The sequence below is a fragment of the Streptomyces sp. NPDC037389 genome, assembly GCF_040636475.1.
Taxonomy (GTDB): domain Bacteria; phylum Actinomycetota; class Actinomycetes; order Streptomycetales; family Streptomycetaceae; genus Streptomyces; species Streptomyces hesseae.
This window is the reverse complement of sequence record NZ_JBEZUS010000004.1, coordinates 56,048-77,886: the sequence shown is the minus strand read 5'-3', so window position 1 is coordinate 77,886 and position 21,839 is coordinate 56,048. Positions and strand designations below refer to the sequence as shown.

The 21,839-nt window shown below is 71.8% G+C and carries 18 protein-coding genes and 5 tRNA genes; 12 read left to right on the top strand and 11 right to left on the bottom strand.

Annotation, left to right across the window (positions count from 1 at the left end):
• Positions 1-127 precede the first annotated feature (127 nt).
• Positions 128-868 (bottom strand): SLATT domain-containing protein, encoded by a 741-nt coding sequence (locus AB0E98_RS09955; RefSeq protein WP_126914895.1) that lies wholly within the window; start codon positions 866-868, stop codon positions 128-130.
• Positions 869-1,156: 288 nt separating this feature from the next.
• On the opposite strand from AB0E98_RS09955, the gene purD reads away from it, so the two are divergent.
• The 6 genes from purD (at position 1,157) to AB0E98_RS09925 (ending at position 9,401) form a co-directional block, all read left to right on the top strand.
• On the top strand, positions 1,157-2,404 hold the full coding sequence (gene purD / locus AB0E98_RS09950; RefSeq protein ID WP_361700708.1) for a phosphoribosylamine--glycine ligase: 1,248 nt from the start codon (positions 1,157-1,159) through the stop codon (positions 2,402-2,404).
• A 331-nt stretch (positions 2,405-2,735) separates the two neighbouring features.
• Positions 2,736-4,412 carry a hypothetical protein gene (locus AB0E98_RS09945; protein WP_361700705.1) on the top strand — a complete coding sequence of 559 codons (1,677 nt, stop codon included), beginning with the start codon at positions 2,736-2,738 and terminating at the stop codon, positions 4,410-4,412.
• 168 nt (positions 4,413-4,580) lie between these two features.
• Complete coding sequence (locus AB0E98_RS09940; RefSeq protein WP_361700702.1) at positions 4,581-6,059, top strand: N,N-dimethylformamidase beta subunit family domain-containing protein; 1,479 nt, start codon at positions 4,581-4,583, stop codon at positions 6,057-6,059.
• A gap of 69 nt (positions 6,060-6,128) precedes the next feature.
• A complete protein-coding gene (locus AB0E98_RS09935; RefSeq protein WP_361700700.1) occupies positions 6,129-7,031 on the top strand; it encodes a phosphoribosylaminoimidazolesuccinocarboxamide synthase in 903 nt (300 codons plus the stop codon).
• 247 nt (positions 7,032-7,278) lie between these two features.
• Positions 7,279-8,001: a response regulator transcription factor gene (locus AB0E98_RS09930; RefSeq protein WP_361700698.1), complete on the top strand. Its 723-nt coding sequence runs from the start codon at positions 7,279-7,281 to the stop codon at positions 7,999-8,001.
• Positions 7,998-9,401, top strand: a complete 1,404-nt coding sequence (locus AB0E98_RS09925; protein WP_361700695.1) for a HAMP domain-containing sensor histidine kinase — start codon at positions 7,998-8,000, stop codon at positions 9,399-9,401. Before AB0E98_RS09930 ends, AB0E98_RS09925 begins: the two co-directional genes overlap by 4 nt.
• 46 nt (positions 9,402-9,447) lie before the next feature.
• On the opposite strand, the gene AB0E98_RS09920 is transcribed toward AB0E98_RS09925, so the two are convergent.
• From AB0E98_RS09920 to AB0E98_RS09875, 10 genes are all read right to left on the bottom strand, one after another.
• Positions 9,448-9,520: transfer RNA gene (locus AB0E98_RS09920), tRNA-Gly, on the bottom strand.
• Positions 9,521-9,554: 34 nt separating this feature from the next.
• A complete protein-coding gene (locus AB0E98_RS09915; RefSeq protein ID WP_311612884.1) occupies positions 9,555-10,166 on the bottom strand; it encodes a response regulator transcription factor in 612 nt (203 codons plus the stop codon).
• A complete protein-coding gene (locus tag AB0E98_RS09910; RefSeq protein WP_361700692.1) occupies positions 10,163-11,530 on the bottom strand; it encodes a histidine kinase in 1,368 nt (455 codons plus the stop codon). Before AB0E98_RS09910 ends, AB0E98_RS09915 begins: the two co-directional genes overlap by 4 nt.
• 40 nt (positions 11,531-11,570) lie before the next feature.
• The gene (locus AB0E98_RS09905; protein WP_361700690.1) at positions 11,571-12,416 is read right to left on the bottom strand and encodes an ABC transporter permease; all 846 of its coding nucleotides are present in this window, start codon (positions 12,414-12,416) and stop codon (positions 11,571-11,573) included.
• Positions 12,416-13,366: an ABC transporter ATP-binding protein gene (locus AB0E98_RS09900; protein ID WP_361700688.1), complete on the bottom strand. Its 951-nt coding sequence runs from the start codon at positions 13,364-13,366 to the stop codon at positions 12,416-12,418. The genes AB0E98_RS09905 and AB0E98_RS09900 overlap by 1 nt, the downstream gene beginning before the upstream one ends.
• Positions 13,367-13,517: 151 nt before the next feature.
• Positions 13,518-13,590, bottom strand: a tRNA-Gly gene (locus AB0E98_RS09895).
• 95 nt (positions 13,591-13,685) lie between these two features.
• Positions 13,686-13,757, bottom strand: a tRNA-Gly gene (locus AB0E98_RS09890).
• Positions 13,758-13,802: 45 nt separating this feature from the next.
• Positions 13,803-13,874: transfer RNA gene (locus tag AB0E98_RS09885), tRNA-Gly, on the bottom strand.
• 45 nt (positions 13,875-13,919) lie between these two features.
• Positions 13,920-13,991, bottom strand: a tRNA-Gly gene (locus tag AB0E98_RS09880).
• A 154-nt stretch (positions 13,992-14,145) separates the two neighbouring features.
• Positions 14,146-14,463, bottom strand: a complete 318-nt coding sequence (locus tag AB0E98_RS09875; RefSeq protein ID WP_361700685.1) for an Lsr2 family protein — start codon at positions 14,461-14,463, stop codon at positions 14,146-14,148.
• Positions 14,464-14,780: 317 nt separating this feature from the next.
• On the opposite strand from AB0E98_RS09875, the gene purS reads away from it, so the two are divergent.
• From purS to purM, 6 genes are all read left to right on the top strand, one after another.
• A complete protein-coding gene (gene purS / locus AB0E98_RS09870; protein WP_042151546.1) occupies positions 14,781-15,026 on the top strand; it encodes a phosphoribosylformylglycinamidine synthase subunit PurS in 246 nt (81 codons plus the stop codon).
• Complete coding sequence (gene purQ / locus AB0E98_RS09865) at positions 15,023-15,703, top strand: phosphoribosylformylglycinamidine synthase subunit PurQ (RefSeq protein ID WP_361700683.1); 681 nt, start codon at positions 15,023-15,025, stop codon at positions 15,701-15,703. Before purS ends, purQ begins: the two co-directional genes overlap by 4 nt.
• Positions 15,704-15,794: 91 nt before the next feature.
• A complete protein-coding gene (gene purL, locus AB0E98_RS09860) occupies positions 15,795-18,044 on the top strand; it encodes a phosphoribosylformylglycinamidine synthase subunit PurL (protein ID WP_361700681.1) in 2,250 nt (749 codons plus the stop codon).
• Positions 18,045-18,138: 94 nt separating this feature from the next.
• The gene (locus AB0E98_RS09855; protein ID WP_361700678.1) at positions 18,139-18,984 is read left to right on the top strand and encodes a sterol carrier family protein; all 846 of its coding nucleotides are present in this window, start codon (positions 18,139-18,141) and stop codon (positions 18,982-18,984) included.
• Between the two features lie 147 nt (positions 18,985-19,131).
• Positions 19,132-20,649: an amidophosphoribosyltransferase gene (gene purF, locus AB0E98_RS09850; protein WP_361700675.1), complete on the top strand. Its 1,518-nt coding sequence runs from the start codon at positions 19,132-19,134 to the stop codon at positions 20,647-20,649.
• Between the two features lie 36 nt (positions 20,650-20,685).
• Positions 20,686-21,750: a phosphoribosylformylglycinamidine cyclo-ligase gene (gene purM, locus AB0E98_RS09845; protein ID WP_361700672.1), complete on the top strand. Its 1,065-nt coding sequence runs from the start codon at positions 20,686-20,688 to the stop codon at positions 21,748-21,750.
• The last annotated feature ends 89 nt before the right edge of the window (positions 21,751-21,839 follow it).

The window sequence follows — 21,839 nt, the reverse complement described above, 5'->3', positions numbered from 1 at the left end:
CCACAGGGGTCGCTCCGTTCAATGATTCCCGGTCGGGGGGTGGCCGGTCGGGAGCGACGACTTTGTCAGCCCGTCCGGCGTTCGAGGACCGGGGTCTCCGGGGGCGGAGCCCCGGAGAGCAAAGCCGCTACCGAGGCGACTCGGGCGGCCGCTGCCGCGGCATATTGGGCCGCGTATGCGGCGGCATGGGAAAACGCCCCACCGGCCCGGAATCCGTCCGAGGACCCCACGCCACCAACGACTGCGTCAGCAACGGCGCCGGACCCGCCCGGAACTCCACCATCCAGTCCGCCGTCTCGGCCCGGACGAGCTCCGAGACGTCCTCGGAGAACCGCCGCAGCACGGTGAGACAGCGCTCGGCCGCCTCGCTCGCCGTGCCCTCCGTCGGCCCGAGCACCTCGCGCACGCACTCCGACGCCCAGTCGAACTGGAGCACTTCCAGCCGCCGCTGCACCGCCTGCGCCGTGGCCACGCCCCGCATCCACCCGGACGTGAGCCCGAAGTACCGGTCGCAGGCCACACAGGCCACCGCGCCCAGCAGCGCCAGGAACGCCCACGCGGAGCCGGTGCGCAGCACCTTGGTGAGCTCCAGCAGTGGCAGGGCCGCGCCGACGACCGCGCAGCACGCCGCCGCCAGGCGCAGCCCGCGCGCCCAGCGGCGTTTCCACGCCCGGTCGGTGAGGTACCAGTCGGCCAGGTTCAGCGCGCCGCCCTCGACCCATCTGTAGAGCTCGTCCAGTCGCTCGGCGGGCTCTCCCCAGTCCCCGAGCGGGAACGTCCGGCCGCGCAGGTCGCCCCGGTGCTGCCCTGCCGGGGGGTTCCCCTGCTCCCGCGGGAGCCCCTCGGGCTGCATCTCAGGCTGGCTCACCCTGCACTCCCTCTCCGCCGTGTGCCGTGATCGCAGTGATCGCAGCATCCTTCCTACCGCCGAACGGTTGGCGTTGGGCGCAAGATCAAGCCTTTTCCGTCCGTAAGTGCGCCGACATCAGGTATAGGAGGCGAGGGGCTCTCACCCGAAAGAGTGCACGCCGGTCGAGGCGTGGACGCCGAACGGGCGGCGAAACGTTCTGACGAGAGGTCCCCGCGAGAGTTTCCTACGAGTGCCGTGCCCACCCCGAGTCGTAGTGATCCACAATCGAGGCAATAGGGTGAGGGCGTGAAGGTCCTCGTCATCGGCGGCGGCGCCCGCGAACACGCCCTGTGCCGCTCCCTGTCCCTCGACCCCGACGTCACCGCGCTGCACTGCGCCCCCGGCAACGCCGGGATCGCCGAGGTCGCCGAGACGCACCCCGTGGACGCGCTGGACGGCGCGGCCGTCGCGGAGCTCGCCGCGTCGCTGCGCGCCGACCTCGTGGTCATCGGCCCGGAGGCGCCGCTGGTCGCGGGTGTCGCGGACGCCCTGCGCGAGCGCGGCTTCCCGGTCTTCGGCCCCTCGGCCGAGGCCGCGCGGCTGGAGGGCTCCAAGGCCTTCGCCAAGGACGTCATGGCCTCGGCGAACGTGCCCACCGCCCGCGCCTACGTCTGCGCCACCCCCGAGGAGATCGACGAGGCGCTGGACGCCTTCGGTCCCCCGTACGTGGTCAAGGACGACGGCCTGGCGGCCGGCAAGGGCGTCGTCGTCACCTCGGACCTGGCAGCCGCCCGTGAGCACGCGCTGGCCTGCGGCCGCGTGGTGATCGAGGAGTACCTGGACGGCCCCGAGGTCTCCCTCTTCGCGATCACCGACGGCGAGACCGTGCTGCCCCTGACGCCCGCCCAGGACTTCAAGCGGGCCCTGGACGGCGACGAGGGCCCGAACACCGGCGGCATGGGCGCCTACTCCCCGCTGCCGTGGGCCGCCCCCAAGCTGGTCGACGAGGTCATGGAGAGCGTGCTCCAGCCCACCGTGGACGAGCTGCGCCGCCGGGGCACGCCGTTCTCCGGGCTGCTCTACGCGGGGCTGGCGATCACCTCGCGCGGGGTGCGGGTCATCGAGTTCAACGCGCGCTTCGGCGACCCGGAGACCCAGGTCGTCCTGGCCCGGCTGAAGACCCCGCTGGCCAGCGTCCTGCTGAACGCGGCCATCGGCAACCTGGCCGCCGAGCCGCCGCTGAACTGGAGCGACGACGCTGCCGTGACCGTCGTCATCGCCTCGCACAATTACCCCGGCACCCCGCGCACGGGTGACCCGATCGAGGGACTGGCGGAGGCCGCCCAGGTCGACAAGGCACATGTCCTCCACGCGGGCACCCGGCGGGACGAGGACGGGCGCGTGGTGAGCGCGGGCGGCCGGGTGCTGTCCGTCACGGCCACGGGTACGGACCTGGCCGGCGCGCGGACCCGCGCCTACGAGGCCGTCTCCCGGATCCGGCTGGACGGTTCCCACCACCGCACGGACATCGCGGAGAAGGCCGCGTCGGCCTGACGACGGCCTGGCACGGTCTGACGGTGGTCTGACGACCGGCGGAGGAGCGGCAGAGGAACGGCGACGAGAAGCGGGCGGAAAGCGGGCGGAGAAAACGGGCGGAAACGGCTCGTCCGCCCGTGCCGCCCCAACCCAAAGCCATTCCATCGGGTGAGCGCTTGCCCAAGCGGCTGACGCACGCCCCACCCCCAACTAGGGTGCGGCGCAGGCCGGCTGCCGCGTAGCCGACTCGGCGGTCCGACCGGCCCACCGGCATTGCGATGTCAGAGGCCGGTGCCACAGTGGGGGAGGTAAGCAACGCACCTCGGCAGAGCACTACCGGCAACTGGGGGTGATCGGTCTCGTGGCAGGTCCCGAAGCAGGCGCGCCGACCGCGCGTGCCAGAGCCCTCGCCGTGCTGCGTGTGCGCGGCACGGCGCTGGCCGTGGCCCTGTTGCCGGCGGCGGCCGCCGTGGTGCTGGCGGTCGGCTCCGCGACGGGGCACATCGCCGACGGCTCCGTACCGGCGGCCGCCCGCCCGGCCGTCACCGCCGTCGCCGTGCTGGCCCTGGCGCTGGCCGCCATGGTGGCCACCGTGGTGGCCCGGGCCCGTCCGGCCCTGAGCCCCACGGTCCCGATCCCCGAGGAGACGGCCCCGGACCTCTACCGGCTGGTGCGCGACCTCGCCGACCGGCTGGACGTCCCGGCGCCCTCCGCGATAGCCCTCACGCCCGACTGCGACAGCTGGCTGGAGGACCGCACCCACCCGGCGCACAGCCCTCCGCGCGGGTTCGCGCCGGTACGGGCGCGGACGGTGGCCGCGCCGGTCCTGGTGATCGGCTCGCCGTTCCTGTGGTGGATGCGGGTCGCCGAGCTGCGCGCCCTGCTGGCGCCGGTCGTCGCGGGCACGGGCCCCGCCGCGCACCCCGACATAGCCGCCGCCCGCCGGTTCGTCCGGGGGCTGGACGCCGCCGTCGCCGTGGCGTCGGGCCGGCCCCACCTCGCCTTCGTCGGCTGGGTGACCCGGCTGCTGCTGCGGTCCTGCCGCGAGCACGCGGCCGAGATGGAGCGCGGGGTGGCCGCGGCCGCCTCCGAGCGCGCCCAGGCGGTCGACTACGGCCTGCGGATCGTCGCCCAGGAGCAGGTCGGCCTCGCCTACGCCGGCTGGGACCGGCTGCTCAACCGCGTGGCCCTGCCCGCCTGGCGGATGGGCCGCTGGCCCTCCCGGCTGGACGCGGGCGTGGTCTCCGCGCTCACCGAGCTCTCCCGCCGCGACCGGCTGGCCGAGGGTTTCGCCTCCCGGCTGGGCGAGCGGCCCGCCTGCGACCTCCTGGAGGAGCCCGGGCTGATCGACGAGGCCGCTTCCCTGCTGGCCGCCCGGCTCTTCCACGGCGGCCCGGCCGAGCCCGGCCCCGGCTGGACGCCCGTCGCCTGGAGCCAGTACCCGGAGGAGGTCGTCGACCGCACCTGGCGCCTGGAGGCCGCCCGGCTGCACCGCGTCCTCGAGGACATCGCCGCCCGCGGCACCGCCCCGGGCGACCCCGCGCCGGCCGTCCCGCCCGGGCCGGACGTGCCGCCCGGCGCGCCCACGGTCGCCCGCGTCCTGGAACGGCTCGGCGGCCCCGGCGGCAGCGGCATCGGCGAGGAGCTGGAGCTGCGGCTGAGCGCCGAGGTGGCGCGGGACGCCGCCCGCGAGGAGGCCGCCGCCCGGCGCGGCGCCTTCGGCACGGTGGCCGGCTCCTGGGCCGGCGGCCTCGCCCCGCTGTTCCCCCTCCAGCCGCCGCGCAGCGGCCGCGAACTGCTCGCCGACCACGTGATCGCCATGGTGTGCTGCGCCGCCGTGGACACCGCCGGGGCCGCCCCCGGCCTGGACTGGCTGGACGGCCCCGCCCTGCTCGTCGGGGGCACCCGCCGCGCCGGTCTGTCCCGTACGGTCCTGACCCTGATCGAGGACGGCGACGCCGAGCCGTTGCGGGTCTGGCTCGGCGAGGTCGGGGTCCGGATGGAGAAGCCCGTCAGGCTGATGTGAGGCCCGGGCGGGTGACCCTCCGTGATGACGTAACACAGCGTAGGGGCCGAGCCATCACTTCCGGGGAATTTCCCGACGAACGGTGACGGTCCGGATGCGTCATGTGATCTGCTGGGAATCTGCCGGGAATCCGAAAAGGTATCCGCAGGCCCAGGGGAGGGAGCGCAGATGGGGATGGACCAGATCCGCCGCTGGGAGTCCGGGGCACTCGCGCACGCCGTCTCGGACCCCTTCGGGCAGGGCCCGCTGCCCTGGCTGCGCGGCGGCGAGTTCTACTTCGACGGCACCGGGAAGATCATCCCCTGGTACGTCGACCCGGTGACCACCCCGGCAGGCTCGCGGGTGCCGCCGCCCCGCAGGCCCGGCCCCCGGGCGGCCGACGACGTCCACTGCCAGATCAAGGGCTTCGCCACCGCCAGCGCCGTCGCCCCCGGCGAGGCCGTCGACTTCCGGATCACCGTGGACCCGCCGCAGCAGTTCGCCGTCGACGTCTACCGCATCGGCCACTACGGGGGTGTCGGCGCCGCCAAGATCACCACCAGCCCCCGGCTGTCGGGCATCGTCCAGCCCCCGCCGCTCACCGTCGACCGCACGGTCTCCTGCCACCACTGGTGGCTCTCCTGGCGGCTCCAGATCCCGTCCTTCTGGAGCACCGGCGCGTATGTCGCCGTGCTCACCACCGCCGACGGCTACCGCAGCCACATCCCCTTCACCGTTCGCGACGGCAACCCCTCGGATCTGCTGCTGGTCCTCCCCGACATCACCTGGCAGGCCTACAACCTCTACCCGGAGGACGGCCGCACCGGCGCCAGCCTCTACCACGCCTGGGACGAGGAAGGCCGGCTCCTCGGCGAGGACGCCGCCGCCATCACGGTCTCCTTCGACCGCCCCTTCGCGGGCGCCGGCCTGCCTCTGCACGTGGGCCACGCCTACGACTTCATCCGCTGGGCCGAGCGCTATGGCTACGACCTCGCCTACGCCGAGACCCGCGATCTCCACACGGGACGAATCGATCCGGCACGCTACCGGGGCGTCGTCTTCCCCGGCCACGACGAGTACTGGTCGGCCGAGATGCGCCGCACCGTCGAGAACGCCCGCGACTGCGGCACGTCCCTGGTCTTCCTCTCCGCCAACACCATGTACTGGCAGGTCGAGCTCGCCCCCTCGCCCGCCGGCCCCCACCAGCTGCTCACCTGCCGCAAACGCCGCGGCCCCGGCCGCTCCGCCCTCTGGCGCGACATGTCACCCCCCGAACAGCAGCTGCTCGGCATCCAGTACGCGGGCCGCGTCCCCGAGCCCGCTCCGATGGTCGTCCGCAACGCCGGCCACTGGCTCTGGGAGGCCACCGGCGCGGGCGAGGGCGACGAGCTCCCCGGCCTCGTCGCCGGCGAGGCCGACCGCTACTTCCCCCGTACGGCCCTGCCCGAGCACACCCGTCGCATCCTCCTCACCCACTCGCCCTACCTGGACGGCGAGGGCGCCAAGCGCCACCAGGAGACCTCGCTCTACCGGGCTCCCAGCGGTGCCCTCGTCTTCGCCTCCGGCACCTTCGCCTGGTCGCCCGCCCTTGACCGCCCCGGCCACACGGACACCCGCATCCAGCGGGCCACGGCCAATCTCCTGGACCGCATCTGCAAACGAGCCTGACCCCTCCCGGTCGTCCGTCGGTGCCGTACGGCAGAATCGAGGTGTTTGGACAAACCACCAGGAGGCCGCGTGTCCGGATTCGTCGAGAAGCCCAAACCCGTCGAGGTGCCGGGGCTGACGCACCTCCACACGGGCAAGGTCCGCGACCTCTACCGTGACGAGGCGGGCCGGCTGGTGATGGTCGCCAGCGACCGCATGTCCGCCTACGACTGGGTGCTGCCCAGCGAGATCCCGGACAAGGGCCGTGTCCTCACCCGGCTCTCCCTGTGGTGGTTCGACCGCCTGGCCGACCTGGTGCCCCACCACGTCCTCTCCACGGACCTGCCGGACGGCGCCCCCGCCGACTGGGCCGGCCGCACCCTTATCTGCCGCTCCCTGGACATGGTCCCCGTCGAGTGCGTGGCCCGCGGCTACCTCACCGGCTCCGGCCTCGCCGAGTACCGCGAGACCCGCACCGTCTGCGGCCTCGCCCTCCCCGAGGGCCTGGGCGACGGCTCGGAGCTGCCCCTCCCGATCTTCACCCCCGCCACCAAGGCGGAGGTCGGCGAGCACGACGAGAACGTCTCCTACGAGGAGGTGGCCCGCCAGGTCGGCGCCGAGACCGCGGCCGTTCTGCGCCAGACGACGCTCGCCGTCTACGGCCGGGCGCGCGACATCGCCCGCGACCGGGGCATCGTCCTCGCCGACACGAAGTTCGAGTTCGGCTTCGACGAGCACCGCGAGCTCGTCCTCGCCGACGAGGTCCTCACCCCGGACTCCTCCCGCTTCTGGCCCGCCGAAACCTGGTCCCCGGGCCGCCCCCAGCCCTCCTTCGACAAGCAGTACGTCCGCGACTGGCTGACCTCCCCGGCCTCCGGCTGGGACCGCACGGGCGAACTCCCCCCGCCCCCCCTGCCGGAGAACGTGGTGGAGCGGACACGCGAGAAGTATGTGGAGGCGTACGAGCGGCTGACCGGCATGAAGTGGGTGTGACGGCGGCCGTGGCCTGACCGCGGGGTGGGGGCGGGGGCGGTAGCCCCTCGCCCGCCCGGGGGCCGGGGGCTTGCTCCCGGTTACGGGAAGGGGCGGGACCGGGGTCTTCTCCCCGCCGCGACGGCGCTCAGCCACCGGCTACGTGCCCGGTGGTGCCGGACCCGCCCCTAAGAGCCCTCTCAGAGAGCGCATGCCATCGTGGGGACGGCACCGCACAAGATCCCGTACGTACCCCGCCGGAGGCGCAATGCCCGAGCCGACGCCGCCGTCTCCGGCGCCCACGTCCGTCCTGGTCGTCGACGACGACCCCGACGTCCGGGCCGCCGTCGCCGACGGCCTCGCCGTCGAGGGCTACGCGGTCCGCGTCGCCGCCGACGGCCTGGAGGCGCTCTCCGCCATCGCCGCCGCCCCGCCGGGGGCCATCGTGCTGGACCTCGCCATGCCCGTTCTCGACGGCCTCGCCGTCTGCCGCCGCCTCCGCGAGCTCGGCGACCGCACCCCCGTCCTCGTCCTGACCGCCCGCGACGCCGTCTCCGACCGCGTCGCCGGCCTGGACGCCGGGGCCGACGACTACCTCGTCAAACCCTTCGCCCTCGACGAGCTCCTGGCCCGCCTCCGGGCCCTGTTGCGCCGGGCCACCCCGACGCCCGGCACCGCCGACGCCCCGCCGGAGCTGGCCTTCGCCGACCTCACCGTCGACCCCCTCACCCGCACCGGCGAACGCGCCGGGATCGCCCTGGAGTTCACCCGCACCGAATTCGCGCTGCTGGAAGTGCTCCTGCGCCACCCCGGGCAGGTGCTGCTCCGCGAGGTGATCCAGGAACGGGTGTGGGGCACCGACTTCGGGCCGGAGTCCAACTCCCTCGCCGTCTACATCGGCTACCTGCGCCGCAAGCTGGAGGCCGGCGGCGCCTCCCGCCTCGTCCACACCGTGCACGGCGTCGGCTACCGACTGGCGGCCGAGAAATGACCGACGGCCCCGTACGAGGTCGCCACCCCCTCCGTCGCCGCCCCCTCCGCGCCCGCCTCGCCCTCGTCACCTCCGCCGCCGTCGCGCTCGTCGCGCTCGGCGTCCTGGGCGCGGCCTACGTCGTCATCCGCTACGAACTCGTCCGCCAGCTCGACATCCAGCTCAAGCAGCAGGCCGGGCTGATCTCCCAGCAGACCCGCGGCGGCGCCGACAGCGGCGTCCTGTACGACCAGTGCGCCTGGCGCGCCGCCCCCGCCTGCGCCCAGATCGTCCGCGCCGACCCCGCCGCCCCCGGCCAGCGGGGCCTCGCGCTGCCCGTCACCGGGGCCACCCGCCGCGTCGCCGCCGGCACCCTCGGCGCGTACTACAGCGACATCGTCCACGACGGCCGGCCCATGCGGATGCTGACCACGCCCCTGCCGGGCCGGGAAGGCCGCGCCCTGCAAGTGGCCACCCGCTCCGACGTCGTCGACCAGGGCGTACGCCAGGCCGGCTGGTACCTCGGCGCGGTCGGCGGCGTCGGGGTGCTGCTCGCCGCGGCGCTCGGCTATGTGGTCTCACGGACCTCGCTGCGGCCCGTGACCCGGCTCACGGCCACCGCCGAACGCATCGCCGCCACCCGTGACCCGGCCCATCGCATCGAACTGCCGCCTCACGAGGCCGGGCGCGAGGACGAGATCACCCGCCTCGCGGCCAGCTTCAACACCATGCTCGGCGAACTGGAGGAGGCCGTCGCCGCCCAGCGTCGCCTCGTGGCCGACGCCTCCCACGAACTGCGCACCCCGCTCACCGCGCTGCGCACCAACGCCGAGCTCCTCGCCCGTGCCGAGCGGCTCTCGCCCGCCCAGCGGGAGCGGGCCGCCGAGGCCCTGGGCCGGCAGATGCGAGAGGTGACCGGCATGGTCAACGACCTCATCGAGCTCGCCCGCGACGAGGAGCCGCGCCCGCTCGTCGAACAGGTCCGCCTCGACCTCCTAGCCGAACGCTGCGCGGCCGTCGCGCGCGGGCACTGGCCGGGCGCGGTCTTCACGACGGACCTCGCCGAGGCCACGGCCTGGGGCGTACCGGCCCGGCTGGCCCGGCTGCTCTCCAACCTGCTCGACAACGCCGCCAAGTTCAGCCCGGCGGGAGCGGTGGTCGAGACACGGCTGGTCCGCGCCGCCGACGGCACCGTCGACCTCACCGTCCGCGATCACGGGCCCGGGATCTCCGCCGAGGACCTGCCCCATGTCTTCGACCGCTTCTACCGTTCCCGGCAGGCCCGTGCCCTGCCCGGCTCCGGCCTCGGGCTCGCCATGGCCCGCCAGATCGCCCGCGCCCATGGCGCCGAGCTCACCGCCGAACGCCCCGACGGCGGTGGCGCCCGCTTCCGGCTGCGTTTCCCTCCCATGGCGGGCTGAGAACGCCGAAGGCCCCAGTCGTGATGACTGGGGCCTTCGTTCTCTGAGCGGACGACGAGACTCGAACTCGCGACATCCACCTTGGCAAGGTGGTGCTCTACCAACTGAGCTACGTCCGCATTCGCCCCGCGCTTTCGTGCGGTGCGGACACCACTATAGCCAACCTTGAGCGCGTGCGATGCGCGCCGCCGCGTGACGGTTCTCGGCACCCAGCTTCGCGGTGGCTGCCGAGAGATAGTTCCGGACCGTTCCCTGGGTCAGCGAGGCCCGCTCGGCGATCTCCGCTATGGGGGCGCCGTCCTCGGCCAGTTCCAGCAGTTCCGCCTCGCGGGCGGTGAGCGGGGAGTCGCCCGCGCTGATCGCGTCGGCCGCCAATTCCGGGTCCACGTAGCGGCTTCCGCCGTGCACGGTCCGGATGATCTCGGCGAGCCGCTGGGCCGAGACCGTCTTCGGTACGAACCCGCGCACCCCTGCCTCAAGGGCCCGCTTCAGATGCCCGGGCCGGCCGTGACCGGTGACGATCATGGCGCGGCAGTCGGGCAGTTCGGTCCGCAGAGATGTGGCGACCGTCACACCGTCGGCCCCGGGCATCTGGAGATCCAGCACCGCGACATCGGGCCGGTGGGCGCGGGCCATCGCCAGGGCTTCGGTCCCGGACGCGGCCTCGGCCACGACCTGGAGATCGTCCTCCAGCCCGAGCAGCGCGGCCAGTGCGCCACGGATCAGGTGCTCGTCGTCGGCGAGCATCACGCGGATCGGTGTCATGTGTCCGTCCTTTCGAGGGCGAGGCCGGTCCGGTGTCGCCGGTCCGGCACGTCGTGGTTGCTCGCCGTCGCGGCGGGGGAGGAGCCACGGCGATCGGCCACGACGTCCGCCTCCGGCGGTGCCGAATCCGCCCCCGCCCCGGAACCCACCGGCACCCGCGCCGTCAGCAGAAACGTCCCGTTCCCCCCGTGCTCGTACGCCAGCGTGCCCCCCAGCACCGCCAGCCGCTCCCGCAACCCCGCCAGCCCCGAGCCCCCCGAACCGCCGCCGGAACCCACCCGTACACCGTCGTTCTCCACCGTCAGCACCGCCCGCCCCTCAACGCCCTCGGCCCACCGCAGCCGCAGCGCGCAGCGCCCCGCGTCCGAGTGCCGGAGCACGTTCGTCGTGGCCTCGCGGACGACCCAGGCGAGCGTCGACTGGATCGCCGGCGGCAGGCCGTCGGCGGCCCTGGCGTCGATGCGGCACTCGATGCCGGCGGCGGTCAGGATCCCCCGCGCACCGGCCAGTTCGGTGTGGAGATCGGCCTCGCGGTAGCCGCGGACGACCTCGCGCAGCTCGCGCTGCGACTCCTGCGCGATGCGCTGCACCTCGGCCATCTGGTCCACGGCCGCGTCCGAGCCTCGCCGCGCCAGCTGCACGGCGAGCTCGCTCTTGAGCGCGACCGCCGCCAGGTTCCGGCCGAGCACGTCGTGCATGTCGCGCGAGAAACGCAGCCGCTCCTCGACGACCGCGAGCCGCGCCTGTACCCCACGGGCCGCGTCGACCTCCCACATGATGGAGAGCATCCACCCCGAGACGCGCGCGACCAGCAGGACCCATCCGGCGATGAACAGCGACCCGAACACCGTGCCCACCAGCGTCGCCACGAACGGCATGCCCACCAGGACGAACGGCACCGGGACGACGAGCGAGCCCACCGCGCACAGCGCCCAGTAGACGCGCTTGCGCACGATCAGGCAGAGGGCGCCGAGGGGAGCGATCGCGACCCCCATGACCATGGTGGACACGCCCTGCGCGAGTTCCTTGCTGCCGTGCGTGCCGATCAGGGCGATCAGGCAGAGCGCCACCGCCAGCAGGACGAAGGAGACCGCCATCCGCGCCCGTAGGACGGTCTCCTTGCCGAGGTAGCGGTCGAGGGCGTGGCGCAGCAGGCCCACACCGGCCATGGCCTGCACGATCGCCACGACGAGCAGAGCCGTTCCCAGGCGCAGTCCCCGCCGGTCGGTTGCGGCCAGGCCCAGCATCGCCAGGGCCTCGAACACGATGAACAGCCAGGGGCACGCGTACAGCGCACCACGCATGTACATGTCGATCTGCTGGATCTTGCTGTGGTCGCGGAACTTCCGCACCCGGCTGATCACGCGCCCCACCCCCCTGGTAGTTCCTGGTCGTTCTCGCAGCTCAGCGCCGGGGTTCCCAACGGAACCACCGCCGTACAGCAAACACCGCGAGCGCTGTCCAGACGAGAGCGGCCCCCAGATGACCGAGGGTCCCGGCCAGGTCCGCGCCGCCGAGCCAGCCGTCGCGCATCAGCTGGACGACCGGGGTCAGGGGCAGCAGCTCGCAGAACCGCGCGAGCCCGTCCGGCAACCCTTCCAGCGGAAAGAACATCCCCGAGCCGAGCATCGAGACCATCGTCATCGGCATCGCCGCGAGCTGGGCGCTCTCCGGCGTCTTGGCGAAGGCCGTGGACGCGGCGGCCAGCGGCGTCAGCATGGCCAGGCCCAGCAGCACACCCGCCACCAGCAGTTCCGGGCGCTCCGGCAGACGCATGTGCAGCCATGCCGCGCCTGCCGCCACCAGGAGGACGCACTGCGCGACGGCGATCGCCAGCGAGGGCAGCGCCGCGCCCGCGAGGATCTCCGCGTCGCCGGCCTCGCCCGTCCGCAGCCGCTTGAGGACGAGCTCCTCGCGCCGGGCGGTGAAGACGCTCATGAGGTTGTAGTAGACGACGAAGAGCAGGACGTACCCGAAGGCGCCCGTCATCGTCGCCTCCTTCAGGGACATTCCGGTGCCGCTCATGTCGAGGCCCTTGGTCGCCGTGCTCATCGCGTAGACCATGAGCACGGGCATCAGCAGGACGGTGTAGAGCGCCATCCTGTTGCGGCCCAGGAGTGTCAGCTCCGCGCGCCCCAGGGCCAGGGCCCGGCCCGTCACGGTCGTCGCGCCCGCCGGGACCCCCGTACCCCGCGCACCCGCCGTCCGTGCGTCCTTCGTCCGCGCGTCCCTCGTCGTGTCCGTCGTCATCACTCGCCCCTCTCCGACGTCGCGGCCCCGGCGATCGCCAGGAACGCCTCCTCCAGCGAGGCGGTCCGCGCGTCCAGTCCCTCCAGCTCGACGTCCTTCTCCCGGGCCCACAGCAGCAGCCCGGTCAGCGTCCGCTGCAACTCGGCGGTCTGGAGTTCCACCCGGCCGCCGGTCTCCTCGTGCCGCAGCACCCCCAGCGCGTCCAGCGGCGGCAGATCGCCCACGAACCAGCCCGTCGGCATCGCGAAGCGGATGCGCGCCGGATGGGCGCCGATCACCTGGCCCGGTGTGCCGGTGGTCACGATCCGCCCGTCCCGCATGATCGCCAGCCGGTCGGCCAGCGACTCCGCCTCCTCCAGGTAGTGCGTGGTGAGCAGCACCGTGGTGCCCTCCTCGCGCAGCCGCCGCACCAACTCCCAGGTGGTGTGGCGCGCCTCGGGGTCCAGCCCGGTCGTCGGCTCGTCGAGGAAGAGCACCTCGGGCCGCCCCAGCAGGGCCAGCGCCAGGTCGAGCCGCCGGCGTTCGCCGCCGGAGAGCTGTTTGACCCGTACGTCCCGGCGCGGGCCGAGCCCCACGAGCTCCAGGGCCTCCCCGACGGGCCGTGCCCCGGTCGTACAGCCCGCCCACATCCGTACCGTCTCGGCGGCGCTCAGATCGGAGGGGAAGCCGCCCTCCTGGAGCATCACCCCGATCCGGGGCCGCACCAGGCGGCGTTCCGCGTACGGGTCGTGGCCCAGCACCCGCACCGTTCCCCCGGTCGGCCGGGCCAGGCCCTCCAGCAGTTCGACCGTGGAGGTCTTGCCCGCGCCGTTCGTCCCCAGCAGCGCGAACAATTCCCCGCGCCGCACGGTGAAGGACACGTCCCGCACCGCCTCGAATCCCTTGTCCCCTTGCCCGCCGTACCTACGGCGCAGCTCCGAGACCTCGATCACACCGTCCCCGACATCCATGTCTCCAGGCTCCCGGCGAATTCCGCCGGGGCTCAGTGCGGGCTGTCATGACTTCGGATGACGGATGTCATGAGGGCCCGTGAGGATTCATGAGGGCGCTTCAGGAAACGCCGAAGGCCCCAGTCGCAGTGACTGGGGCCTTCGTTCTCTGAGCGGACGACGAGACTCGAACTCGCGACATCCACCTTGGCAAGGTGGTGCTCTACCAACTGAGCTACGTCCGCATGCCTCCGGCCGCTAGCTTCTCAAAAAGAGGAGCCACCGGGCGGCGCGTGCACCACTCTACCTGATCCACAGCGGTGGTCGGTAAAGCGATGAGAGCGGGTGACAGGAATCGCACACTGCGCCTCCCCCTTGGAAAGGGGGCGCTCTACTACTGAGCTACACCCGCGCGCCCATCCAGACGGTCCACTGATGTGGACCGTTGAACGGTCAGAGCGGGTGACAGGAATCGCACACTGCGCCTCCCTCTTGGAAAGAGGGCGCTCTACTACTGAGCTACACCCGCGCGTCCACCCAGACGGTCCACTGATGTGGACCACTGGACGGTCAGAGCGGGTGACAGGAATCGCACACTGCGCCTCCCCCTTGGAAAGGGGGCGCTCTACTACTGAGCTACACCCGCAAGACACACCCCGAAGTTCCGGCCGGTTTCCCGGCGTTGCCCCTCGGCGTTGATCCAGACTCTAGCTGATCACCAGGGGCGGTTGGCAAATCCGATGATCGACGGGTCGCGCACCACCGTGGGGCGCGACCCGTGAGGGCCCGGGGCGGCCGGCTCAGCCCGCGGCGTTGAACGCCTCGTAGACCTTCTTGGGGATGCGGCCGCGCGGCGGCACCTCCATCCCGTTCGAGCGCGCCCAGGCGCGGACCGCCGCCGGATCGGGTGCGATGGACGTACGGCGGTAGACGCGGCCCGACCGGGACTGCTTGCGCCCGGCGTCCATGTAAGGCTCGAAGATGCCCCGCAGTTTCTTCGCATTGGCAGAGTTCAGGTCGATCTCGTACGACTTGCCGTCGAGTCCGAAGATGACGGTCTCCGCGGCATCCCCGCCGTCCATGTCATCGGAGAGTGTGACCACTACGCGCTGCGCCACGGAAATCGGTCCTTTCGGCCAGTATCACCGCTCTGACCTGCGGTGACGTGTCGGTTCCGGTTGTTCTCAGACCATACTTATTCATGTGTGCGACAAAGGGCAATGCATGACGCGGCCCAGTTAATTCCGTCGCGCCACCCCACCGCAATCGCCATCGGGTGATCCCCCGGGATTTTTCCCGGAATTTTCCCGAGTGGTCGCCGTCGCGACCGAGCAAAATGCGAAGGATAAGCCCAGCATATCTATGCGCGTAGATTTTCCGGGACTGTACGCTGGCGGTACCGCTTCAGCTCACGCACCACACACCGGGAGTGCCAGTGGCACGCGTCGTAGTCGACGTCATGCTCAAGCCGGAGATCCTCGACCCGCAGGGCCAGGCGGTGCAGCGCGCGCTGCCACGCCTGGGTTTCGAGGGGATCGCCGACGTCCGTCAGGGCAAGCGCTTTGAACTCGAGGTGGAGGGCCCGGTCGACGAGGCCGCCCTCGCCCGTATCCACGAGATGGCGGAAACGTTTCTCGCCAATACCGTGATCGAGGACTTCACTGTGCGGGTCGACTCGTGACCGCACGAGTGGGGGTCGTGACCTTCCCCGGCACCCTCGACGACCGCGACACCCAGCGCGCCGTCCGGATCGCCGGCCTCGAAGCCGTGCCCCTCTGGCACCGCGACAAGGACCTCAAGCAGGTCGACGCCGTGGTCCTGCCCGGCGGCTTCTCCTACGGCGACTATCTGCGGGCGGGCGCCATCTCCCGCTTCTCGCCGGTCATGGAGAGCGTCATCGACCAGGCGAAGGCCGGAATGCCGGTCCTCGGCATCTGCAACGGCTTCCAGGTGCTCACCGAGACCCACCTGCTGCCCGGTGCGATGCTGCGCAACAACCACCTCCACTTCATCTGCCGCGACCAGAAGCTCCGCGTGGAGAACGCGGACACCGCCTGGACGGCCGACTACGAGGCGGGCCAGGAGATCTCCGTCCCGCTGAAGAACATCGACGGCCGCTACGTGGCCGACGAGCACACCCTCGACGAGCTCGAGGCCGAGGGCCGCGTCGCCTTCCGCTACCTGGACGGCAACCCCAACGGCTCGCTCCGCGACATCGCGGGCATCACCAACGCCGCCGGCAACGTCGTCGGCCTGATGCCCCACCCCGAGCACGCCGTCGAGCCGGGCGTCGGCACCGGCCGCACGGACGGGCTCGGATTCTTCACCTCGATCCTGAAGAAGCTGGTCGCCCCGTGAGCGACGCGCGCGCGGCCGCTCAGCCGCAGACGAACGCGAAAGCCGCACCTCTGCGCCGCGCGGGCGGAGAAGCGAATGAGATGAGTGCAGCATGACTCTCGACACCGTCAAGCACGCCAACGAGACCCCCGACGTCGACCAGCCCTGGGCGGAACTCGGCCTCAAGCAGGACGAGTACGAGCGCATCCGCACCATCCTGGGCCGCCGCCCCACCGGCGCCGAGCTCGCGATGTACTCGGTGATGTGGTCCGAGCACTGCTCGTACAAGTCCAGCAAGGTCCACCTCCGCCAGTTCGGCGACAAGGCCCCCGAGAACGACGCCCTTCTCGTCGGCATCGGCGAGAACGCCGGCGTCGTCGACGTCGGCCAGGGCTACGCGGTCACCTTCAAGGTCGAGTCGCACAACCACCCCAGCTACATCGAGCCCTACCAGGGCGCGGCCACCGGCGTCGGCGGCATCGTCCGCGACATCCTCGCGATGGGTGCCCGCCCGGTCGCCGTCATGGACCCGCTGCGCTTCGGCGCCGCCGACCACCCCGACACCAAGCGCGTCCTGCCGGGCGTCGTCGCGGGCATCGGCGGCTACGGCAACTGCCTGGGCCTGCCCAACATCGGCGGCGAGGTCGTCTTCGACTCCTGCTACCAGGGCAACCCGCTGGTCAACGCCCTGTGCGTCGGTGTGATGAAGCACGAGGACATCCACCTCGCCAAGGCCTCCGGCGCCGGCAACAAGGTCATCCTCTACGGCGCCCGCACCGGCGGCGACGGCATCGGCGGCGTCTCGGTGCTCGCATCCGAGACGTTCGACGACTCCAAGCCCACCAAGCGCCCCGCCGTCCAGGTCGGCGACCCCTTCCAGGAGAAGCTCCTCATCGAGTGCACCCTGGAGATCTTCCGCGAGGATCTGGTCGACGGCATCCAGGACCTCGGCGGAGCCGGCCTGTCCTGCGCCACCAGCGAGCTGGCCAGCGCCGGCTCCGGCGGCATGCGCGTCGAGCTGGACCACGTACCGCTGCGCGACGCGACGCTCTCGCCCGAGGAGATCCTCATGAGCGAGTCGCAGGAGCGCATGTGCGCGATCGTCGAGCCCGGCAAGGTCGACCGCTTCCTGGAGATCTGCGAGAAGTGGGACGTCATCGCCACCGTCATCGGTGAGGTCACCGACGGCGAGCGGCTGGAGATCTTCTGGCACGGCGAGCAGATCGTGGACGTCCCGCCGCGCACCGTCGCCCACGAGGGCCCGGTCTACGAGCGCCCGTACGCCCGTCCGGAGTGGCAGGACGCCCTCCAGGCCGACGACGCGAACAAGCTGGCCCGCCCGGAGAGCGCCGAGGAGCTGCGCGCGCAGGTCCTCAAGGTGATCTCCTCCCCGAACCAGGCCTCCAAGTCCTGGATCACGGACCAGTACGACCGCTTCGTCCAGGGCAACACGGTCCTCTCCCAGCCCGAGGACTCCGGCATGGTCCGCATCGACGAGGACACCAACCTCGGTGTCGCCGTCGCCACGGACGGCAACGGCCGCTACGCCAAGCTCGACCCGTACACGGGCGCCCAGCTCGCGCTCGCCGAGTCGTACCGCAACGTGGCCGCCACCGGTGCCCGCCCGCTGGCGATCTCCAACTGCCTGAACTTCGGCTCGCCGGAGGACCCGGCCGTCATGTGGCAGTTCGCCGAGGCCACCCGTGGCCTGGCGGACGGCTGCCTGGCCCTGGGCACCCCGGTGACCGGCGGCAATGTCTCGCTCTACAACCAGACGGGCGAGACCGCCATCCACCCGACCCCCGTGGTCGCGGTCCTGGGCGTCATCGACGACGTCGACCGCCGTACGCCGATGGCCTTCGCGGACGAGGGCCACCTGCTCTACCTCCTCGGTGACACCAAGGAGGAGCTGGGCGGTTCGGCCTGGTCCCAGGTGATCCACGACCACCTCGGCGGACTGCCGCCGGCCGTGGACCTGGACCGCGAGAAGCTGCTCGGCGAGATCCTGATCGCCGCCTCCCGCGACGGCATGATCGACGCGGCGCACGACCTCTCCGACGGCGGCCTGATCCAGGCCCTGGTGGAGTCGTGCCTGCGCGGTGGCAAGGGCGCGCGGATCGTCGTTCCGGACGCTCTCGACCCGTTCGTCCTCCTCTTCTCCGAGTCCGCCGGCCGCGCGGTCGTCGCCGTGCCGCGCAGCGAGGAGCTGCGCTTCACCGACATGTGCGGGGCGCGGGGGCTGCCGGCGGCGCGGATCGGCGTTGTCGACGGCGAAGAGCTGGACATCCAGGGCGAGTTTGTGATTCCGCTGGTGGAGCTGCGCGCGGCACACGAGGCGACGATCCCCTCGTTGCTCGTGTAACGCTCGCTCAACTCCCTTCTTCAGTACGGGACGGGCCCGGCCGGTTGTGCCGGTTGGGCCCACCCGAAACCTGGCCGAGGATTAGGCTCGCGCCATGCCTTCAGCACCGCGCAAGCCCCGTATCCGCAGCTTCGATCCCGCGAAGACGCGGGCCGCCCTGGAAGGGCAGGTCCGTGCCGTACGGGACGTGGTGGCCGTGGTGTGCGCCGAACCGGACGCCGAGGCGCTGCTCGCCGCACCCTCCGGGGTGGGCAAGTGGACGGTAGGGGAGCTGATCACGCATCTCACCGGCGCGTTGGAGCTGCTGCCGCTGCTCGTCGAGGCGCAACGTTCCGGTGAATCCCCGCCCGTACGGGCCGAGATCACCCTGCCGGAGTACGCGGCGGGCAGCGGCGCGCGGGCCGCGTACGTGGTGGAGAGGACCGCCGCCGCTGCCGAGGCGCTCGTCGGCCGGGAGCCCAACTTCCTGGTGGACGCGCTGGATCGGGTCGCCGAGCGGCTGTCCGGCGTGCTCGCCGACACGGGCTCCGTCAAGGCCGTCCCCACGGGTCTCGGCGCCATGTCACTGTCCGACTTTGTGGTGACCCGACTGGTGGAAGCCGTGGTGCACGGCGACGATCTCGCGACCGCCACGGGCACCGTCGTACGCCATGACCGGCAGGCCCTCGCGACCGTCACCCGGTTGCTCGCCGACGTGTTGGCGGCCAAGGCCCCCGGCGGCTCCGTGGAGGTCCGTATCCCGCCATTCGCCGTCACCCAGTGCGTCGAGGGTCCCCAACACACGCGCGGGACACCGCCGAACGTGGTCGAGACCGACCCGATCACCTGGATCCGGCTGGCCACAGGCCGTCTGACCTGGGCCGACGCACTCGACTCCACTGCCGTCACGGCCAGTGGCGAACGCGCGGACCTCTCCGTACAACTTCCTTTGCTCACTTGAGCGGAGCTCACCCGTGGGCGTGACCGACCGCAGAGATCCGGCCACGAACGGGTGATTCGCTGTACCCGCCGAGTGGCTGTGCGTGGTGTGAGATTTCCCGGCCGTCCCCGGTTCGGATGAACCTCGCCCCTGCCATAGACTCAAGGTGTGCCTCGTGGTGACGGACGACTCAACCACGACCTGCTCCCCGGCGAAAAGGGCCCCCAGGACGCTTGCGGCGTCTTCGGTGTCTGGGCTCCGGGGGAAGAGGTCGCAAAACTCACCTATTTCGGGCTGTATGCGCTACAGCACCGTGGACAGGAGTCCGCGGGAATCGCTGTGAGCAACGGCTCCCAGATCCTCGTTTTCAAGGACATGGGACTGGTCTCCCAAGTCTTCGACGAAACCTCCCTCGGCTCCCTCCAGGGCCATATCGCGGTCGGTCACGCCCGCTACTCCACCACCGGAGCCTCGGTGTGGGAGAACGCGCAGCCGACCTTCCGGGCGACGGCCAACGGCTCCATCGCCCTGGGCCACAACGGGAACCTGGTCAACACCGCCGAGCTGGCCGAGATGGTCGCCGCGCTCCCGCGCGACAACGGCCGGGCCACCCAGGTGGCGGCGACCAATGACACCGACCTGGTCACGGCCCTGCTCGCCGGGCAGACCGACGACGACGGCAAGCCGCTGACCGTCGAGGAAGCGGCCGCCAAGGTCCTCCCCGACGTCAAGGGCGCCTTCTGTCTCGTCTTCATGGACGAGCACACGCTCTACGCCGCCCGTGACCCGCAGGGCATCCGCCCGCTGGTCCTCGGCCGGCTGGAGCGCGGCTGGGTGGTCGCCTCGGAGACGGCCGCCCTGGACATCTGCGGCGCCACCTTCATCCGCGAGATCGAGCCCGGCGAGATGATCGCCATCGACGAGAACGGCGTGCGGACCTCCCGCTTCGCCGACGCCAAGCCGCGCGGCTGCATCTTCGAGTACGTGTACCTGGCCCGCCCGGACACCGAGATCGCCGGCCGCAACGTCTACCTCTCCCGCGTGGAGATGGGGCGTCGCCTCGCCGCCGAGGCCCCCGTCGACGCCGACCTGGTGATAGCGACTCCGGAGTCCGGCACGCCCGCAGCCGTCGGCTACGCCGAGGCCAGCGGCATCCCGTACGGCACGGGGCTGGTCAAGAACGCCTACGTCGGCCGGACCTTCATCCAGCCGAGCCAGACCATCCGCCAGCTGGGCATCCGCCTCAAGCTCAATCCGCTCAAGGAAGTCATCAAGGGCAAGCGACTGGTGGTCGTCGACGACTCGATCGTCCGCGGCAACACCCAGCGGGCCCTGGTGCGGATGCTCCGCGAGGCCGGCGCCGCCGAGGTCCATGTACGGATCTCGTCCCCGCCGGTGAAGTGGCCCTGCTTCTTCGGCATCGACTTCGCCACCCGTGCCGAGCTGATCGCCAACGGGATGACCGTCGAGGAGATCGGCAAGTCGCTGGGCGCGGACTCCCTCGCCTACATCTCCCTCGACGCGATGGTCGAGGCGACCACGATCGCCAAGCCCGACCTGTGCCGGGCCTGCTTCGACGGTGAGTACCCGATGGCGCTCCCCGACCCCGAGCTGCTGGGCAAGCAGCTGCTGGAGACCGAGCTGGCCGGTGGCGCGGACGCCGCCGACGCGCTCCGTCGCCCGTAACGCTCCGTAGTACAAGACGACACGAAAGTTCACAGCATGTCTGCGACCACCGGTGCCAGCTACGCAAGCGCGGGCGTCGACATCGAAGCCGGCGATCTCGCCGTCGAGCTCATGAAGGAATGGGTGCGGAAGGCCACCCGCCCCGAGGTCGTCGGCGGCCTCGGCGGCTTCGCCGGCCTTTTCGACGCCAGCGCCCTCAAGCGCTACGAGCGCCCGCTCCTCGCCTCGGCGACCGACGGTGTCGGCACCAAGGTCGACATCGCCCGCCGGATGGGCGTCTACGACACCATCGGCCACGACCTCGTCGGCATGGTCGTGGACGACCTGGTCGTCTGCGGCGCCGAGCCGCTGTTCATGACCGACTACATCTGCGTCGGCAAGGTCCACCCCGAGCGCGTCGCCGCCATCGTCAAGGGCATCGCCGAGGGCTGTGTCCTCGCGGGCTGCGCCCTGGTCGGCGGCGAGACCGCCGAACACCCCGGGCTGCTGGGGGCGGACGACTTCGACGTCGCCGGCGCCGGTACGGGCGTGGTGGAGGCGGACCGGCTGCTGGGCGCGGATCGCATCCGCAAGGGTGACGCCGTCATCGCGATGGCCTCGTCGGGACTTCACTCGAACGGGTACTCACTGGTCCGCCATGTGCTCTTCGACCGGGCCGGCTGGAAGCTGGACCGGGAGGTGCCGGAGTTCGGCCGGACGCTCGGCGAGGAGCTCCTGGAGCCCACGAAGATCTACTCGCTGGACTGTCTCGCCCTCACCCGTACGGCGGAAGTCCACGCCTTCTCGCACATCACCGGCGGCGGCCTCGCCAACAACCTCGCCCGGGTGATCCCGGAGCACCTCCACGCGACCGTGGACCGCTCCACCTGGACGCCGGACCCGGTCTTCGGCCTGGTGGGCGAGGTGGGCGGGGTGGCGCGCCCCGAGCTGGAGAAGACGCTCAACATGGGCGTGGGCATGATCGCGGTCGTCCCGCAGGAGTCCGTGGACGTGGCCCTGGCGACCTTCGCCGACCGCGACGTGGACGCGTGGGTGTGCGGCGAGATCGAGGACCGTGGCGGCCACGTGGAGGCCGTCACCCTTGAGGGTGACTACAGCTGAACGATCGGCCGTGTGTGCCCAGTCGTGCCGCAAGGGCTGGCCGACCTCCTTGCCCGTGGTCAGCCACGAGCCCTGGATGTGGGCGACGT

Coding starts and splice junctions, on each gene's coding strand:
- AB0E98_RS09915 (WP_311612884.1), bottom strand. CDS start 10,166: ATGACACCGATCCGCGTGATGCTCGCCGACGACGAGCACCTGATCCGT.
- AB0E98_RS09905 (WP_361700690.1), bottom strand. CDS start 12,416: ATGACGACGGACACGACGAGGGACGCGCGGACGAAGGACGCACGGACG.
- purM (WP_361700672.1), top strand. CDS start 20,686: ATGTCTGCGACCACCGGTGCCAGCTACGCAAGCGCGGGCGTCGACATC.
- purL (WP_361700681.1), top strand. CDS start 15,795: ATGACTCTCGACACCGTCAAGCACGCCAACGAGACCCCCGACGTCGAC.
- AB0E98_RS09925 (WP_361700695.1), top strand. CDS start 7,998: ATGACCGACGGCCCCGTACGAGGTCGCCACCCCCTCCGTCGCCGCCCC.
- AB0E98_RS09930 (WP_361700698.1), top strand. CDS start 7,279: ATGCCCGAGCCGACGCCGCCGTCTCCGGCGCCCACGTCCGTCCTGGTC.
- AB0E98_RS09855 (WP_361700678.1), top strand. CDS start 18,139: ATGCCTTCAGCACCGCGCAAGCCCCGTATCCGCAGCTTCGATCCCGCG.
- AB0E98_RS09940 (WP_361700702.1), top strand. CDS start 4,581: ATGGGGATGGACCAGATCCGCCGCTGGGAGTCCGGGGCACTCGCGCAC.
- AB0E98_RS09900 (WP_361700688.1), bottom strand. CDS start 13,366: ATGGATGTCGGGGACGGTGTGATCGAGGTCTCGGAGCTGCGCCGTAGG.